General features: G+C 54.7%; 10 protein-coding genes and 2 pseudogenes. 3 read left to right on the forward strand and 9 right to left on the reverse strand.

The window, feature by feature from the left end:
* Positions 1–41: 41 nt before the first annotated feature.
* From tldD to csrD, 9 genes and pseudogenes are all read right to left on the reverse strand, one after another.
* Positions 42–1,487: a metalloprotease TldD gene (gene tldD / locus DQM29_RS14310; RefSeq protein ID WP_111741317.1), complete on the reverse strand. Its 1,446-nt coding sequence runs from the start codon at positions 1,485–1,487 to the stop codon at positions 42–44.
* A 4-nt stretch (positions 1,488–1,491) separates the two neighbouring features.
* On the reverse strand, positions 1,492–2,340 hold the full coding sequence (gene nit1, locus DQM29_RS14315) for a deaminated glutathione amidase (RefSeq protein WP_111741318.1): 849 nt from the start codon (positions 2,338–2,340) through the stop codon (positions 1,492–1,494).
* Positions 2,340–6,182, reverse strand: a complete 3,843-nt coding sequence (gene yhdP, locus DQM29_RS14320) for an AsmA2 domain-containing protein YhdP (RefSeq protein WP_111741319.1) — start codon at positions 6,180–6,182, stop codon at positions 2,340–2,342. Before yhdP ends, nit1 begins: the two co-directional genes overlap by 1 nt.
* A gap of 117 nt (positions 6,183–6,299) precedes the next feature.
* Positions 6,300–7,770 (reverse strand): annotated as a pseudogene (gene rng / locus DQM29_RS14325) (ribonuclease G).
* Positions 7,767–8,365 (reverse strand): annotated as a pseudogene (locus DQM29_RS14330) (Maf family protein). Before DQM29_RS14330 ends, rng begins: the two co-directional pseudogenes overlap by 4 nt.
* Before the next feature lie 7 nt (positions 8,366–8,372).
* Positions 8,373–8,864 (reverse strand): rod shape-determining protein MreD, encoded by a 492-nt coding sequence (mreD, locus tag DQM29_RS14335; protein ID WP_111741321.1) that lies wholly within the window; start codon positions 8,862–8,864, stop codon positions 8,373–8,375.
* Positions 8,861–9,874 (reverse strand): rod shape-determining protein MreC, encoded by a 1,014-nt coding sequence (gene mreC / locus DQM29_RS14340; RefSeq protein WP_111741322.1) that lies wholly within the window; start codon positions 9,872–9,874, stop codon positions 8,861–8,863. The genes mreD and mreC overlap by 4 nt, the downstream gene beginning before the upstream one ends.
* Positions 9,875–10,108: 234 nt before the next feature.
* Complete coding sequence (gene mreB / locus DQM29_RS14345) at positions 10,109–11,152, reverse strand: rod shape-determining protein MreB (protein ID WP_111741323.1); 1,044 nt, start codon at positions 11,150–11,152, stop codon at positions 10,109–10,111.
* A 262-nt stretch (positions 11,153–11,414) separates the two neighbouring features.
* Positions 11,415–13,355, reverse strand: a complete 1,941-nt coding sequence (gene csrD, locus DQM29_RS14350; RefSeq protein ID WP_111742109.1) for an RNase E specificity factor CsrD — start codon at positions 13,353–13,355, stop codon at positions 11,415–11,417.
* A 617-nt stretch (positions 13,356–13,972) separates the two neighbouring features.
* Between csrD and acuI the strand changes: the two genes are divergently transcribed.
* The 3 genes from acuI to accB all read left to right on the forward strand — a co-directional run bounded on the left by acuI (position 13,973) and on the right by accB (position 16,355).
* Positions 13,973–14,953: an acrylyl-CoA reductase (NADPH) gene (gene acuI, locus DQM29_RS14355; protein WP_111742110.1), complete on the forward strand. Its 981-nt coding sequence runs from the start codon at positions 13,973–13,975 to the stop codon at positions 14,951–14,953.
* A 455-nt stretch (positions 14,954–15,408) separates the two neighbouring features.
* A complete protein-coding gene (gene aroQ, locus DQM29_RS14360; RefSeq protein ID WP_111741324.1) occupies positions 15,409–15,852 on the forward strand; it encodes a type II 3-dehydroquinate dehydratase in 444 nt (147 codons plus the stop codon).
* A gap of 41 nt (positions 15,853–15,893) precedes the next feature.
* Positions 15,894–16,355, forward strand: a complete 462-nt coding sequence (accB, locus tag DQM29_RS14365) for an acetyl-CoA carboxylase biotin carboxyl carrier protein (RefSeq protein ID WP_111741325.1) — start codon at positions 15,894–15,896, stop codon at positions 16,353–16,355.
* Positions 16,356–16,365 lie beyond the last annotated feature (10 nt).

Genomic DNA, 16,365 nt, shown 5'->3' on the forward strand with positions numbered 1-16,365 from the left:
AACGCGCGCCCGGCGAGTTAACGCCGATCGCGCGCCCTTTTTTAGGCTGTGCCGCCTACCGTCAGGCTGTCGAGCTTCAGCGTAGGCTGACCGACACCAACCGGCACGCTTTGCCCCTCTTTGCCACAAACGCCGACGCCCTTGTCCAGCGCCAGATCGTTACCGACCATCGAAATCTGCTGCATAGCCTCAATGCCGGAGCCGATCAGCGTCGCTCCCTTCACGGGCTTAGTGATGCGGCCGTTTTCAATGAGATAGGCCTCTGACGTCGAGAAGACAAACTTGCCGGACGTGATATCGACCTGACCGCCGCCGAAGTTTGGCGCATACAGGCCAAAGTCGACGCTTTGAATAATGTCTTCTCTGCTGGAGGCTCCCGCCAGCATATAGGTGTTGGTCATGCGCGGCATCGGCAGGCTGGCGTAAGACTCACGGCGACCGTTGCCGGTAGGTGCCAGCCCCATCAGCCGAGCGTTAAGCTTGTCCTGCATGTAGCCTTTCAGTACGCCTTTCTCAATCAGCACGTTGTACTGACCGGGAACCCCTTCATCATCGATAGACAGCGACCCGCGACGGCCGGACAGCGTACCGTCGTCCACCACCGTACAGAGCTCAGAAGCTACCAGCTCTCCCATGTGGCCGCTGAAGACTGACGCACCCTTGCGGTTAAAATCACCTTCCAGACCGTGTCCTACCGCTTCGTGTAGCAGAACGCCCGGCCAGCCCGCGCCGAGCACTACCGGCATGGCCCCGGCGGGTGCCGCAACGGCCGAAAGATTTACCAGCGCCTGTCTGACCGCTTCGCGGGCGAAGGCTTCAGCTCGCACGCCGTCTTCGGTCAATTCCAGAAAATACTCATAGCCCACGCGACCGCCGCCGCCGCTGGAGCCGCGCTCGCGCTTGCCGTTCTCTTCCACCAAAACGCTCACCGAGAGGCGAACCAGCGGGCGAACGTCTGCCGCCAGCGTGCCGTCCGTTGCGGCAATCAGTACGGTTTCATAAACGCCGCTCAGGCTAGCGTTAACTTCCTGAACTCGGGCATCTTCTCCACGGGCAACGCGATCGACGCGGTGAAGCAGTTCGATCTTGGCTTCCCGCGGCAGGCTTTGCAGCGGATCCAGCGCCGGATATAGCGGAGAATATCCAACCGGGCCAAAGGTATGAACCTTACCGTTGCCCTGTTCGCTAACGATACTGCGCGCTGCATGGGCGCTTTGGGTTAAGGCCTGAAGCGTTATCTGGTCAGCATAGGCAAAGCCGGTCTTCTCACCATGAACAGCGCGTACGCCGACGCCCTGATCGATATTGTAGGATCCCTCTTTAATAATCCGATCTTCTATCACCCACGACTCGTGATAGCTGGACTGAAAGTAAAGATCGGCATAGTCCAAACGACGCGTGGTCATTTGCCCCAGCACGTCAAAGAGATCCTGATGGCTTAACCGATTGGCCGTAAGCAGCTGCTCACTGACCAGAGTAAGATTCATAGCGTTATTCACCTTTCTTTACCGCCGCTTTAAGCACTGGGTCGAAACGATTGTGTTTCATCAGCGGCATCTGCTCACGCAGCTTAGGCAAACCGCTGGTGTCGACCCGCACTTTGATGCCTTCAACCGCATCAGGATTAATGCCCACGACGCTGCCCCACGGGTCAATCGCCATTGTGTGCCCCCAGGTGCGACGGGTCGCGCCGTGACGACCAACCTGTGCCGGAGCAAGTATCCAGCACTGGTTTTCAATGGCTCTGGCGCGCAGTAGGATTTCCCAGTGCGCTTCACCGGTTACGCGAGTAAAGGCTGCCGGAACGGAAATAATGTCAGCCCCGCGATCCCGCAGCGCCTGAAACAGGCCAGGAAAACGCAGATCGTAACAAATCGTCATGCCCAGGCGACCAACTGGCGTATCCACTACCGTCAGGTGCTGACCGTAGTCGTAGGTATCAGATTCACAGTAGTGGCCGTGGCTGTCCGCAACGTCTACGTCAAACATGTGCATTTTATCGTAACGCGCTTTCAGTTCGCCCTTATCGTCAAACAGCAGGCTGCTGGCAGTTAGGCGTTCTGGGTTTTCACGGCTGATAAGCGGCATCGATCCCACTAGGATCCACACACCGTAGCGCACTGCCATTTCGCGGATAGCGTCCTGCAGCGGCCCCGTCCCTTCCGTTTCTGAGTGCTTGTAATAGGTCTGGGTGTCAGCAAACAGCAGCGCATTCTCTGGTGTAATCACGAGCTTCACGTGAGGTTTTAACTGCTTAATCTGCTGCTCAATTTGCGCTAGGTTAGCGCGAATATTCTCTCCACTGCACAGCTGTAACAAAGCCACGTTGGCGCTTTTCATTAATTCGGGTCTCCCTTTGGCTGTCGCAACACTTCGTGCACGACCGGCTCGTCTAAATCACCATCAATTCTATAACGTATCAGCGAAATCTTATTCCACAACGGTGCCAGCACCTGACTGGCGGCAAACACTGCCGCGCCGGCTATTGGGTTAACGACAAAGGCAGTAGCAACGCCAACGGTGGCGGAAATCTCCGGCGCGACGACGGCGTTAAGCGCAAGGCGGTGCTGAACAAAGTCAACCTTGCCGTCGACCGCAATGTCCGCAGACAGTCCGTTTATTAACAAGTCGTCGGTTTTTGCTACGCCGTTCGATAACACGACGCTACCGCTGATAGTATCAAAGTAAAAACCTTTACCAAAGGTATCGCGGAAATCAAACTGCAGCTTGCGCAGCAACGCGTTAAAACTCAATAGCCTCAGAAGCTGTCCCGTATGCCCGCCCGCATTGTCAACCTGACCTTTGCCAAGCTTAGCCATCGTGTGCCCGTTTAGCGTATTGATCTGCGGCGCCCAAGGGTCTCCCTGCCAGTTCAGGTCAAACTCCACGTCGAACGGCGAGTCCTTCAGCGGCGTATAGACGCCGAAGTAGCTCATTGTGCGATCGATGCGCTTACCGGAAAGCTTACCGTCAAAGCGGGTCGCTGAACCTCCCGGGGAGCGCAGCCAGTCTGCGGTAAACGTCAGTCGGGCGTTTCCAGTATCTACCAGCCCGTTTGTCACGCTTAAGTTATCGCCGCGAAAGAGCAAATCCGCATCCACCTGGCCTAAACGCTGGCCGGCCACCCAGCACTCCTTACAGCGCACTGCGATACGCGGCAAACGAGGGAAGTGCCCGCTAAACGAAGGCGTTGGGCTTTTCGCTCCTGGCGAGGAAGAGGCAGAGGCACCACCGCTATCAGTAGAAAACAGGTTGGACTTAGGATTGAAGTAGACATAGTCAAGGTTAGCCTGCCACGGCTGACCGCTGTCCATCGTCAGATTCGCGCGGATCTCCTTACCGTTAACCACGACGCGCCTTGTGCTAGCTTCGCGATTAACCTCAACCGTGAGATCGCGCCAATACTGCCCCGCTAGCTCAAGCTGTGGCGAGTGGATTACCCATCGAGACGGCAGGGTAAAAGCCACTCCGACATCGCCCTCTTTACTGCCAGAACCGGACAGCGGCGACAGCAGCCCCATTAGGCGTTCGCCGTCCACTGCAGGCAGTTGCACCTCTAGCCGAGAGTCTGCTGGCAGTGGCGGCGTTTTCCGGCTACCCATCCGCCATGCAAGCCGGTTTAGCTGAACCTGCTTTTTCCCCAACGACCAGCGACTGTTTACCGCCTGATTGCCGGCAATAAGCCCTTCCAGATCGAATCCTATCGTATCCCCTTTAGCTTTCAGGCTGACCGGCAGCGCGCTGCCGCTTCGCTTGTTCAACGGGGCGGGTAAGCGACTGCTTACTCCGTTAAGATCGCCAGTGAGCGTCACGTTGTATCTGGGGAGCCCTTTTTGCGGCAACGTAATGTCGACATCGCTTTTCCAACGAGCGCTGCCAGAGAGCTGTTTCGCCGCGTCCGCAGGCAGCCACGGCAGCTTGGCGACCGCCCAGTTCCCGTCAACCCCCACCTTAATGGCATAGTCTTTTGCTCCCTGACGTGTAGAAAACTTCAGGCCAATCGGCTGCTTAAACCACTCGGCGCGCAGAGGTTCACTGATGAGATTGCCGTCGTCAAAACGGAAGCGACCGCTTACTTTTTCCATCACGCTGTCGATAGGCTTAATGTGTAATCGGTTATCTTTCAAATCGATTACACCGCTAGCGTGAGCCTGCCTGCCGTCCAGAGGGATATCCAGATTCAGCCGCCCGCTGACGCCGCCGCTGATATCCACTTCATCCAGCGCGGAGCCTACAGTATTCTTTAAGGGAGACTGCTTCAGGTAGTCGCGAACGTCAGGCCCCTGCCCGCTTACCTGAGCGTTAATGTTCAGCTGACCTTCGTGGAAGTCGGCAATAACAGCATCGATATTGGCGCCGTTCACTTTGCCCAGCATGGCTGAAGGGGCGTGCATCCATAGGCCGCTGTTAATAAAGTTCAGATTGATGGTCATGTCGCTCAGCGGCTGCCAGGTCGGCTGAAACTTAAACACCGTGTCAGTCAGGGGAGCGTACACTTCAAACAGACCGTCATTTTTCGGATAGGGAAAATGGTGCGGATCGCCGTTAAAAATCAGCGTCGCGTTATCAGACTTACCGGCCACAATGGCGGAAGAAAGATAGTTAACCAGCGGCGTTCCCATCAGCGGCTCAGGGAAATAGCGCCAGGCGTCCCCAGCGTCGTAGACGCGAATGCCCGCCAGAATGCTAAGCCAGGGCTCGTCCCCATCCCCCTGACGGTAGCTAAAACCGCCGTTAGCCCACAAAGACTTGGCCTGAACGTCAATATCGTCGCCCCACAGCCGAAACTCATCCGTCCCGTAAAGCCAGTGGACTGTGGCACGAGCCTGATCCACAAGCAGCGGTGCGCGAAACATGCTTTCATAGGGCAGCGTGCTCTGATCCAGAGTCACCTTAACCGTGCCGCCAGAAGCGCTTCCCGCAACTTCAATATCCGCACGATCGCCCCCCGGCACCTGTTTCCACGGCTGCCAGCTTGCGTTTTTCCACCGGCCGTCAAAGCGAATGTTATCAGGCTGCTTAAGGGGAATATCCAGTGCCAGACGGGCTAAATCCCCTTTCGGCTGGATCTTTAGCCAAACGTCGAGCGCGTCAGGCTGTAAAAAGCTGAACATCGGCAGTAGAGGATTGATGCGCTCCAGATCCAAAGACTCAGCACGAATGCGCAGCAGTGGCTCCACCCGATCACCACCAACGCCGATCCGCTCAGGCTGCCAGAACAGACTTACGCGGCCGCCTTTCGCCCAGTCTTCACCGTCTGTTTTCAGATTCAACGAGGGGGCATCCAGCCGCCATCCGTCATCTTGCCGCATCACTCGCACCGCCAGCTTTTCAACGTCTAAGCGGTGCTGTTCATCGCCCTTATGCCAGTTGGCGCTGCCTTTTCCAAGCAGCAGATCGCCGCCGTTAACCTGACCCGCCTGCACGGACAGCCACGCTTCCAGGCTAAAGCGAGCGTCGTCAAATCCGGTATTGGCCTTAAACCAGTGGCTTAGCCACGGCAGCACGTTCACATCGTCGGCCTGTAGGTAGACGGTTCCGTTGTCCATCAGCTCAGCGCCATCCCGCAGGTCGAAGCGCACTTTTAGCATGCCGTGCGGCCCATCGGCTGTCGAAACGCCAATCTGCCCTTCGGCGCGGTGGCGCTTGCGGCCGTTCAGCCAGTCCAGTTTTGGGATGCTCAGAGAAATACGTTCGCCGGACGCGCCAAGAACAGAGAGCTGGCTGTCGCGCAGAATAAAGTGGTCAAACTGTTTGAGGAACATGTTTTCCAGCGCCGCGCTTCCACTGGACGCCGGTTTGTCGGTATCTGAAGAGGCGTCTGCCGTATAGTCGAGATCTCCCTTCACGCGGTAGAAGGTTAAGTCGCGAAACTGCCAGCGAAAATTGACCAGCGAAGCCCAAACGTCAAGGGCAACGGTGACCCGTTGAGCGCTGATTTCACCGATATCGGTTTTTAGAGAAAGCTGGCGCAGCTCAAGGGTCGGGCCAAACATCTCCCACTGCCCTTCCATGTGCGCGACTTCAGTGGGGATCCCCGTCATACGGGAAACTGTGTCAAGAATAGGCTCACGATAGTCGTTGATGCGGGGCAACATCAGGCGCAGCGCTCCGACTGCCAGCGTTAGCAGCACCAAAAGCGCGATGGTCATCTTCAACACTATGCGGCTACTTCGCCCCATCGTTCCCCCTGCGGCAGCCGCACAGCGGCTTAGCTACCTGTCGCAGCACTATGGCAAGACATAGCTGCTACAGATTCTCCCACAACCCTTTCACTGCTTTTTGACGCTGCATTATGGCTACATCATGACGACGTCAAACTGCTCTCTGTTGTACAGCGGTTCTACCTGTATTTTAACCTGTTTTCCAACAAACAGTTCGACTTCAGCCACAGAGTAAGACTCTTCGCTTTTTAACGCCTCACCGACGTCAACGGAGGCATAGACCAAGAAGCGATTAGCGTCGTACGCGTGGTGAACGCGCACGATTTCACGCAGAATTTCATAGCAAAACCGTCTCGACGGTTTTCACACGCCCGCGCCCTCGGCAGCTTGGGCATTCACCGCACAGCACGTGCTCAAGGCTTTCCCGCGTGCGTTTGCGGGTCATTTCCACCAGCCCAAGCGCCGAGAAGTCGTTGAGACCTGTTTTGACGCGATCTTTAGACAGCGCCTGCTCGAGAGAGTGCAACACGCGGCGTCGGTGATCTTCATTCGCCATATCGATAAAGTCGATAATGATGATCCCCCCAAGGTTTCGCAGCCGAAGCTGGCGAGCGATAGCCTGAGTCGCCTCAATGTTGGTGTTAAAGATGGTTTCATCCAGATTGCGATGGCCAACAAACGCACCGGTATTAATGTCAATGGTGGTCATGGCTTCCGTCTGGTCGATAATCAAGTAGCCGCCGGACTTCAGCTCCACTTTGCGATCCATGGCGCGCTGAATTTCATTTTCTACGTCATAGAGATCGAAAATCGGCTGTTTGCCAACGTAGTGCTCCAGCTTATTGGTGATTTGCGGCATAAACTCAGCGGTAAACTCAATCAGAGAATCGTAGGTCAGACGGGAGTCAACCCGGATCCTGTCCAGCGATTCGCCGACAAAGTCGCGCAGCACGCGCTGCGTCAGAGCCAGCTCGCCGTAGAGCATATTTTTAGTGGCGCTGCGGCTCTTGCGCTCCATAATTTTATTCCACAGGCGCTTTAGAAAGGCCGCGTCCTGAGCCAGCTCCTCAGTGCCGACGCCTTCAGCTGCGGTTCGGATAATAAATCCGCCCTGCTCATCGCAGTATTCCGCAACAATCTGCTTAAGGCGCTCACGCTCATCTTCACTGTCAATCCGCTGAGACACGCCAACGTGCGCAGCGCCGGGCATAAATACCAGATAGCGGGAAGGCAGGGTAATATCCGTTGTCAGTCGTGCGCCCTTTGTGCCCAAAGGATCTTTAACCACCTGCACTACCAGATCCTGCCCCTGACTAACCAGTTCGGTAATGTCGCGAACGTGGAACTGCTTTTGCTCGTTGTCTGCAATACACTCGGTATGAGGCATGATATCAGAGGCGTGAAGAAAGGCGGCTTTATCAAGACCAATATCGATAAAGGCCGCCTGCATTCCCGGCAGCACGCGACTGACGCGCCCCTTATAAATATTGCCCACGATACCGCGCTTGGATTCGCGGTCGATATGCACTTCCTGCAAAATCCCGCCTTCAATAAAGGCAACGCGGGTTTCTGAAGGAGTTACGTTAACCAAAAGCTCTGCCGTCATGTTGACTCCTGATGAAGAGGGCCTGACTGCGCCAGTAAAAACGCCTCCAAAAGCTCGCGGGTTTCTACTAAAGGAAGGCCGACAACCGCATGATAGCTGCCGTTAATTGCCCGAACGAATGCGCCGCCCAGCCCTTGGATACCGTAGGCTCCGGCTTTGTCCATCGGCTCACCGCTGGCGATATACTGCGCGATATCCTGCTCACTCAGGCGGCAGAATGTCACATCGGTAACGACAACGTCGCACATCACGCGCTGTCGATCTGCAAACGCAATGGCCGTCATCACCCGGTGCTGACGCTGTGAAAGAGAGCGAAGCATCTTGGCAGCATGCTGCGCGTCTTGGGGTTTTTCCAGCACTTCACCGTCCAAAACGACGATGGTGTCCGCCCCCAGTACAGGGAGATCCTGCTCGGCTACCGCTACGCCAGCCTGAGCTTTACTTTGAGCCAAACGACAAACGTAATCCAGCGGGGTTTCCCCCGGTTCGCGGCACTCTTCGACGTCAACGCTTACGCGCTCAAAGGAAACATTCAGCATCCCAGAAGCTCGCGACGGCGTGGGGAAGCGGAAGAAAGATAAATTGATGGTGTCATGCGGCCCTCATCTGACGGCGAAGCGCCGACGTAGTTTACGCATTAGCAGAAACAGCCACGGCCAGAGCAGGCCGTTGATCAGGCTTTTCCACAGTATTTCCGGCCTGAAGGCCACGTCATGAACGGAAAACTCGCCCCAGAAGACGATAATCTCCATCACCAGCGACAGCAGCACAACGACCAGCGCCTGCTGCCAAAGCGCCAGATTGCGAAGCTGCTGGCAGCGAAAGGCAACCACGTAGGCAACGATTCCTAGCGCTAATCCCCGCACCCCAAGCGTGGCGCCTAGAGTGAGATCGCAAAGCAGCCCCAGAATAAAAGCGGTGCCCACGTTAATGCGGTGCGGCAGCGCCATCACCCAATACACCAGAATCAGCATCACCCAAGAAGGCCTAAACAGGTAAAGCTCTTCCGGCCACGGCATGGTTTGCAGTATCAGCGTCACGATAAAGGACAGCCAGATAATCCAGCGGCCCGAGCCCTGGTAGCTGTTATTCATCGCGCTCCTCGGTTAGAGCGGACTGGAGCCGGCGCTGGTGTAGGAGACGGCACGGCAGTAGGCGGTGTCGCGTTAGACGGTGGCGTCGGCGGTTCAGACTCAGGCGGTAATACCTGCGGCATCATCTGGCGCAGCCGCTCTTTAGCAATGCGCCTGACCTCTTCTGGTGGGAGCGGCGTTTCGCCATCGCGATCGGTCGGCCAAAGCAGTAGCAGGTAACGCAGACGCTGCAAAGCCACCGTTGGGTGCGCCTGAATCACCGTGCTGGCGCGCTGATCGTCAATCGCTACAGAAGAGACAACGGCTACCGGATAGCCTTCAGGGAACCGGCCGCCCAGGCCAGACGTCACCAGAACGTCGCCAACCCGAATGTCGGTATCTCGCGGTAGGTATTCAAGCTGTAAATCTTCGGTACAGCCCGCCCCCATAGCAATAACGCGAATATCGTTACGCAGCACCTGAATGGGAAGTGAGTGAGAGGTGTCACAGATGAGTAAAACGCGGCTAGTATTGCGGGCTACTGCTACAACCTGACCGACGACCCCTTTATCATTGATCACCGGCTGGCCTTCATAGACACCGTCTTGAAAGCCTTTGTCGATAACGACCTGATAGCTGTAAGGATCGGACTCCGTAGACAGCACCTGAGTAATCATCTTGTGTTCATCGCCGCGCAGCGGGGATCCCAGCAGTTCGCGCAGACGCTCGTTTTCCTGCCGAAGCTGACCGAGCAATAGCAGATCGCTGCTCTTTAACAGCATCTCTTCCCGCAGGCGCTGGTTCTCTTTCTGGAGATCTTCTCTTGACGCAAGCGTGTCGGAAACGCCGTCAAGAACGTCTCGCGGGCCGTTCGCCACGAAAAAGAAGGGACTAATGGCCGTATCCAGATAGCTGCGCACTTTAGAAAATACGCTGAGCTTGCTATCAACAATAATCAGGCTTATCGCCATGACGACGGCCAGAATAAGGCGTAGCTGTAAGGATGGCCCTCTGCTGAAAATAGGCTTCATATCGTTGGCATTATCCTTGTCGACAGGAAGGAAGCTTACGCACCTTTGGCAGGGACAATCTGACTCTCACTTTCTTTAGAAAGCAGAGAAAGCGCCCTTTCAGCCCGACGGGTTGAATAAACGGCAAAACCCAATGGTCGGTCAGATACGCCATCACTCAGGCAGCCTTAACGGGACCTGAGTGATGCTATAGACAAAGCGAGACGCTTTCACTGTCATAGAACGCGATAGAAATCAGTCTTCGCTGAACAGATCGCCGCCGTGCATATCGATCATTTCCAACGCCTTACCGCCACCGCGCGCTACGCAGGTAAGCGGGTCTTCGCCGACAACGACCGGAATACCGGTTTCTTCCATCAGCAGGCGGTCAAGATTGCGCAGCAGCGCACCGCCGCCGGTCAATACCATACCGCGCTCAGAAATGTCTGATGCCAGTTCTGGAGGACACTGTTCCAGCGCCACCATTACCGCACTAACGATGCCCGCCAGCGGCTCCTGCAGCGCTTCCAGAATCTCGTTTGAGTTCAGGGTAAAGCCGCGCGGTACACCCTCTGCTAGGTTACGCCCGCGAACTTCGATTTCGCGGACTTCGTCACCCGGATAGGCAGAGCCGATTTCATGCTTAATGCGCTCTGCGGTGGCTTCACCGATCAGTGAGCCGTAGTTACGGCGCACATAGTTGATGATAGCTTCATCAAAACGGTCGCCGCCGATGCGCACGGAAGAGGAGTAAACCACGCCGTTAAGAGAAATAACCGCCACTTCGGTCGTACCGCCGCCGATGTCGACAACCATTGAACCGGTTGCTTCAGACACGGGTAGGCCAGCGCCAATCGCCGCTGCCATTGGCTCTTCAATCAGATACACTTCACGAGCGCCTGCTCCCTGAGCGGATTCGCGAATTGCACGACGTTCAACCTGTGTTGCGCCAACCGGCACACAAACCAGCACGCGCGGGCTTGGGCGAAGAATACTGTTGCTGTGAACCTGACGAATAAAGTGCTGAAGCATCTTTTCCGTAACGAAGAAGTCGGCGATCACGCCGTCCTTCATGGGGCGAATAGCAGAGATATTGCCCGGCGTACGCCCCAGCATCTGCTTGGCTTCATGACCTACTGCCGCGACGCTCTTTTGCGTACCGACACGATCCTGACGAATGGCAACAACGGAGGGCTCATTCAGTACGATGCCCTGCCCTTTTACATAAATAAGGGTGTTTGCCGTGCCCAAGTCGATAGACAGGTCATTGGAAAACATGCCGCGAAATTTCTTAAACATACTTGAGAGTAATCCTGCAAGCTGAGACGAACTGTGAATCCGCCTACTTTACCAACCACGCGAAAAAGGCAACAGGGCGCATCAGCGTGCGCGCCTTTCGGGCATTTCGCGTGAACTCAATTCGCCTGCCGCCTAATGCGGCAAGCGTTTTTTAAACTTTTTAACCTGACAAATTGGCCGATGCAAAGGACAGAACGGCCTCGAACCAAACAGGAATAAGCAAGGCGCTCTATTCTACGTGAAAACCGCACACATTTCAGAGTTAAAATTGACGATTTTGTCGACTATTTTTTTCTTTGAAGTAGGGTATCGGCTTAGGCGAAGCAAAAAACTCACCCTGCCCGCCAACTACGCCGCGAGAAAGCAGAGTTTCCCACTCGGCGCGCGTTCTCACGCTAGCGGCCATCACCACCACGGATGTCCCCTCACAGGCGGCCATCAGGTTATCGACAAACAGCTGATTCTCAGGACGTTTGTCAATATTACGCACCAGCCCAGGGTGGAGCTTAATCACCTCCACAGGTATAGACTTCACGTACATCGAACTACTCACCACGGTTAAGCCCGCCTGAACAACGCCCAGACGGCATCCTAATCCATGCAGCAGTCGAATAACCGGCCGCAGTCGGTCGCTATATTGACAAACGTCTGCCTCTGCAAGTTCAAATATAATTCGCTTTCGCGCCGATTTTTCTCTTTCCAGCAGATGATCGCGCAGCCAAATCTGGAAGGAGTGTTTTAGCAGCGAGTCGACAGTGATCGAAACCGCAATGGTATCTTCTGGCCAGCAGTCCAACAGCGGCAAAGTTTTACTCAGTACCATTCGGTCGAACCTTTCTGCCATACCAAATTGTTGAATCAGCGGCATAAACTCGGCGGGTTGAAGCTCGTCATCACCGTCTTTGATGCGCAACAGCATTTCCCGATGGCTCAGTACATTATCTACTGTCACCGCTGGCTTGTAGTAAATATTTGGCCCGCCGCGGGATAGAGTTTGCTCTAGCAGAGTACGCCAGCAAACGCTGCCTCTAACCAGAGGCGCAGTCTGATTTTCATAAATAAACCAGCTGTTGCCTCCTTGCAGTACAGCAGCCCTCGCGGCATGTTCAGCATTGTCCATAATCTGTTCCGGCGACTGCCCTCCCTGATAGCCGCAAACGCCAATGTGGATCAGGCTGTCTTTCTCGACATTTGGAGGCAGCGGCAGGCTATCAATGGCGCTAACTAACTGGGCGGCAATACCGTCAGCATCTTTCAGAGAGCGATGGGGTAAAATAACGCTAAAGTCGTTACTGAAATAGCGCGCCAGCAGCGCTGCGGGATGGCGCATAATAAAGGTAGACAGCATGTTGACCAGCATGTACAGCAGATCGTCAACCACCGCGTTACCGTACTCCTCCACCAGTAACTCCAGCTCCGGCAGGCGCACAATCATCACTACGCCGTGGGCGCCGGGCTCTTCCAACTGGGTTGCCAGCTGATTGTCAAAAAATAGCCGGTTATTCAGACCAGTTTGCGCGTCCTGCGCGGCAAAAGAGCGAATCAGCTTATCGACCCTGACTCTCTCCTCGCCCATATTCTTCAGCTCCATCAGCAGGCGATCGATCGCCGCACTGGCGTGAACGGGCCACTCGCGAACGTCAACAGCCATGGCGTCTTCTCGCTCGCCGGACAGAATACGCCACGCGCGCGCCTCCAGCAGCTCAACCCCTTTGAACTGACGCTTAAGCCACCGCAACCACAAAAAGACAATGACAACAATAAGAGAAACCACAGCCATAACGGACAGGAAAAACGGCAGAGAAAACAGCGTGCTTAAAATAGGGTCCGCATAGGTGATATGCAGCGTAAATCCCGGATGGTTGTCTAACTCTATGTCAGTACTGCTTTCAGTATGAAAATGACGCCAGAAGTTAAGATGAGCGTCGATATGGTGAGAGTAAATCGCCTTTCCCTGCGCGTCAGTAATCGCTAGACGGCTCGCGCCGGTCGCCGACATAACTGTCGGCAATCCGTAGCTGTAGACAGCCTCGGACTGGCTGGTCAGCGCCCGATCTGCAGTCTCTATTAGCGGCTGCCAGTGGCTGTCCATCTTGTTTCCACCGACCAGATAAACGCTCAGAACACTCGTCAGCAGCGCCAGTAATACGGTTAGAAACACCAGTATGGACATAAAAACGGACAGTCTGGCGGTAAATCTCATTCCCATAGCAATTTATCTACTGCATAAAAATAAACGTCAGTGTCGCGTCTTCGCGTCCACCCATAAGCCATAACACAGACAATAAAAAGAAAACCGGACAGGAAATGAGCCTTCGCTTCCCTGCGCCTCATATATCTTAACAGTTAATTCTATTTTTGTTGGCACAACACCCTATAGATACATTTTGAGGACATATTTTCCGACGCACTTCACCCTTTTGAGTAAAAAAGGCCATATCTGCACGGGTAAAAACGCATCAGAAAGGAAAAGGTGAGGTATATCGCTCTCATGACTTCACGACGCGTATTCACAACGCATATTCGCAACGCATATTCGCAACGCATATTCGCAACAACAGAAAGTGAAGTTTGAGCTAGAGCTCATTTCCTGAGCTTTATAAGCTCGCCAAGGAGCAAATCAAAGTATGCTTGACGCGTCAACAAACCGACACTTCCGCATAACGCATTGCGTCCACAGAGACAAAAGCGAATAATGCAACCGTACCGATACGGTTTTTATACATTTTGTACCCATCGGATTTGACACGTTCCGGCAACGGCGCGCAAAAAGCGATGGGCCGCTATTATTCTACCCATAAACGCGATCAGGTAAGACTTATGGCTAAAGCACTCATTCTCGAACAGCACGACGGGCAGACTCAGGGAACAGTAAAAGAGGTTTCCCTTGAGCAGCTTCCAGCAGGAGACGTCACCGTCGATATCAACTGGTCCAGCATTAACTACAAAGACGCACTGGCTATTACCGGTAAAGGCAAAATCATCCGCGATTTCCCCATGATTCCGGGCATCGACTTTTCCGGTACAGTGCACACAAGCGACGATCCCCGCTTTCAACCAGGTCAAAGCGTCCTATTGACGGGCTTTGGCGTGGGAGAAACGCACTGGGGCGGCCTGTCTCAGCAGGCTCGCGTCAACGGTGACTGGCTTATCCCTATTCCGAAAGGATTGGATCAGCGTAAATCAATGATTATCGGTACTGCGGGGCTCACCGCCATGCTGTGCGTTATGGCGCTGGAAGACGGTGGCGTAACGCCGCAGAGCGGTGAAGTGCTGGTTACCGGTGCCAGCGGCGGCGTCGGCAGCATTGCCGTGGCGCTACTGCACCAGTTGGGCTATCAGGTTTCCGCCGTCAGCGGTCGTGTGCACAACGCCGAGTACCTGCTTTCTCTCGGCGCTGGTCTGGTTCTTGAACGTAACAGCTTTGAAGAGCCCGCCAAGCCGTTGGAAAAACAGCGCTGGGCTGGCGCAGTAGACGTCGTCGGCGGCAGCATTTTGGCCAAAGTGATCGCCCAAATGAACTATAACGGCACCGTAGCCGCCTGTGGCCTTGCCGGTGGCTTCCAACTGCCCGCCACCGTGATGCCGTTTATCCTGAGAAACGTTCGCCTACAGGGTGTAGACTCCGTCATGACGCCGCAGGATCGCCGCCTGAAGGCATGGCAACGCCTGAGTGAACTTCTGCCGGAAAGCTTCTATCAGCGCGCCACCAGCGAAATAGGTCTGGATGAAGTTGTCAAAGCGGCTAACAGCCTCATGGATGGGAAAATTACCGGACGGGTCTTGGTTAACGTCCGCTAATTCACATCACCGCCTCTTTCAGCCTGTACAAACATCGGCTGAAAGAGGGTATTTCGCCTTTTCGCACCGAAAGTGCGCACAGTCACAAAAGCGGAAACACGCCTTCTCCAATGCGAACTTCCTCTAAAAGCAACGCTCTAAGTGGCAATTGAGTAAAATTCTACAATAATTAACGGCAAAGGACGCTATCACTGAAACGTGGCAATCTGGCTAACCTATAGATAATACAACACTTTTTATCTTCCGTTGGCACAACTACCCCGTATGAACCTGAGGCCTTACCGTAAATCTTCGCTGATAAGACCAGTAAAAGGCTGCTAATTTCGGCGATATCGTTATAATGGCGCACTTTAATTTTGTCGCTACCGTCAATTTCCTACATAAGAAAGGTGACAATTGATACGCATCAGGTTATTTTTAGCGATTAGTTTCTTATTGCCGGAGATATCAGCACAATGACGAAAAAAGCGCACATTTTGCTGTTAAACGGCCCCAACCTTAATCTGCTGGGGACGCGCGAGCCCGAAAAATATGGGCATACGACGCTGACTGATATTGTCAATCGCCTAGCGGGTGAAGCTGAACGCTTGGGCGTCGATTTTTCTCACTTTCAATCCAACGCCGAACACGCTCTGATTGACGCCGTGCATCAGGCACGCGGCGCGGTGGATTTTATTCTTATCAATCCGGCCGCGTTTACTCATACCAGCGTAGCCCTGCGCGATGCGCTGCTGGCCGTCAGTATCCCGTTTATCGAAATTCACCTGTCTAACGTTCACGCTCGAGAGCCTTTCCGACACCACTCTTATCTTTCCGATATTGCGGTGGGCGTCATTTGTGGTCTCGGCGCTGACGGCTACGACTTTGCCCTGCAGGCGGCTGTTCGTCGCTTGCAATAACGTTTTCCCATTTACACACGAGAGAATACGGAATCATACCTATGGATATTCGTAAGATTAAAAAGCTGATCGAACTGGTTGAAGAATCTGGCATTAATGAGCTGGAAATCTCTGAAGGCGAAGAGTCTGTTCGCATCAGCCGCGGCCCCGTTGCGGGCAGCTACGCCGCCCCTATTCAACAGTACGCGATTCCTCAGCCTGCACCCGTCGCTCAAGCAGCGGCACCTGCCGCCGCTGCGCCTGCTGAAGCCGCGCCTGCCGCAATCAGCGGTCACGTTGTTCGCTCACCAATGGTTGGCACCTTCTACCGTACCCCGAGCCCAGACGCTAAGGCCTTCATCGAAGTCGGCCAGACTGTGGCCGTTGGCGATACGCTGTGCATCGTTGAAGCCATGAAGATGATGAACCAAATCGAGGCCGACAAAGCGGGCGTCGTTAAGGCCATCCTGCTGGAAAGCGGGCAACCGGTGGAGTTTGACGAGCCGCTCGTCATCATTGAGTAACGAGGCGAGC

The organism is Leminorella richardii, assembly GCF_900478135.1.
GTDB classification, from domain to species: Bacteria; Pseudomonadota; Gammaproteobacteria; order Enterobacterales; family Enterobacteriaceae; genus Leminorella; species Leminorella richardii.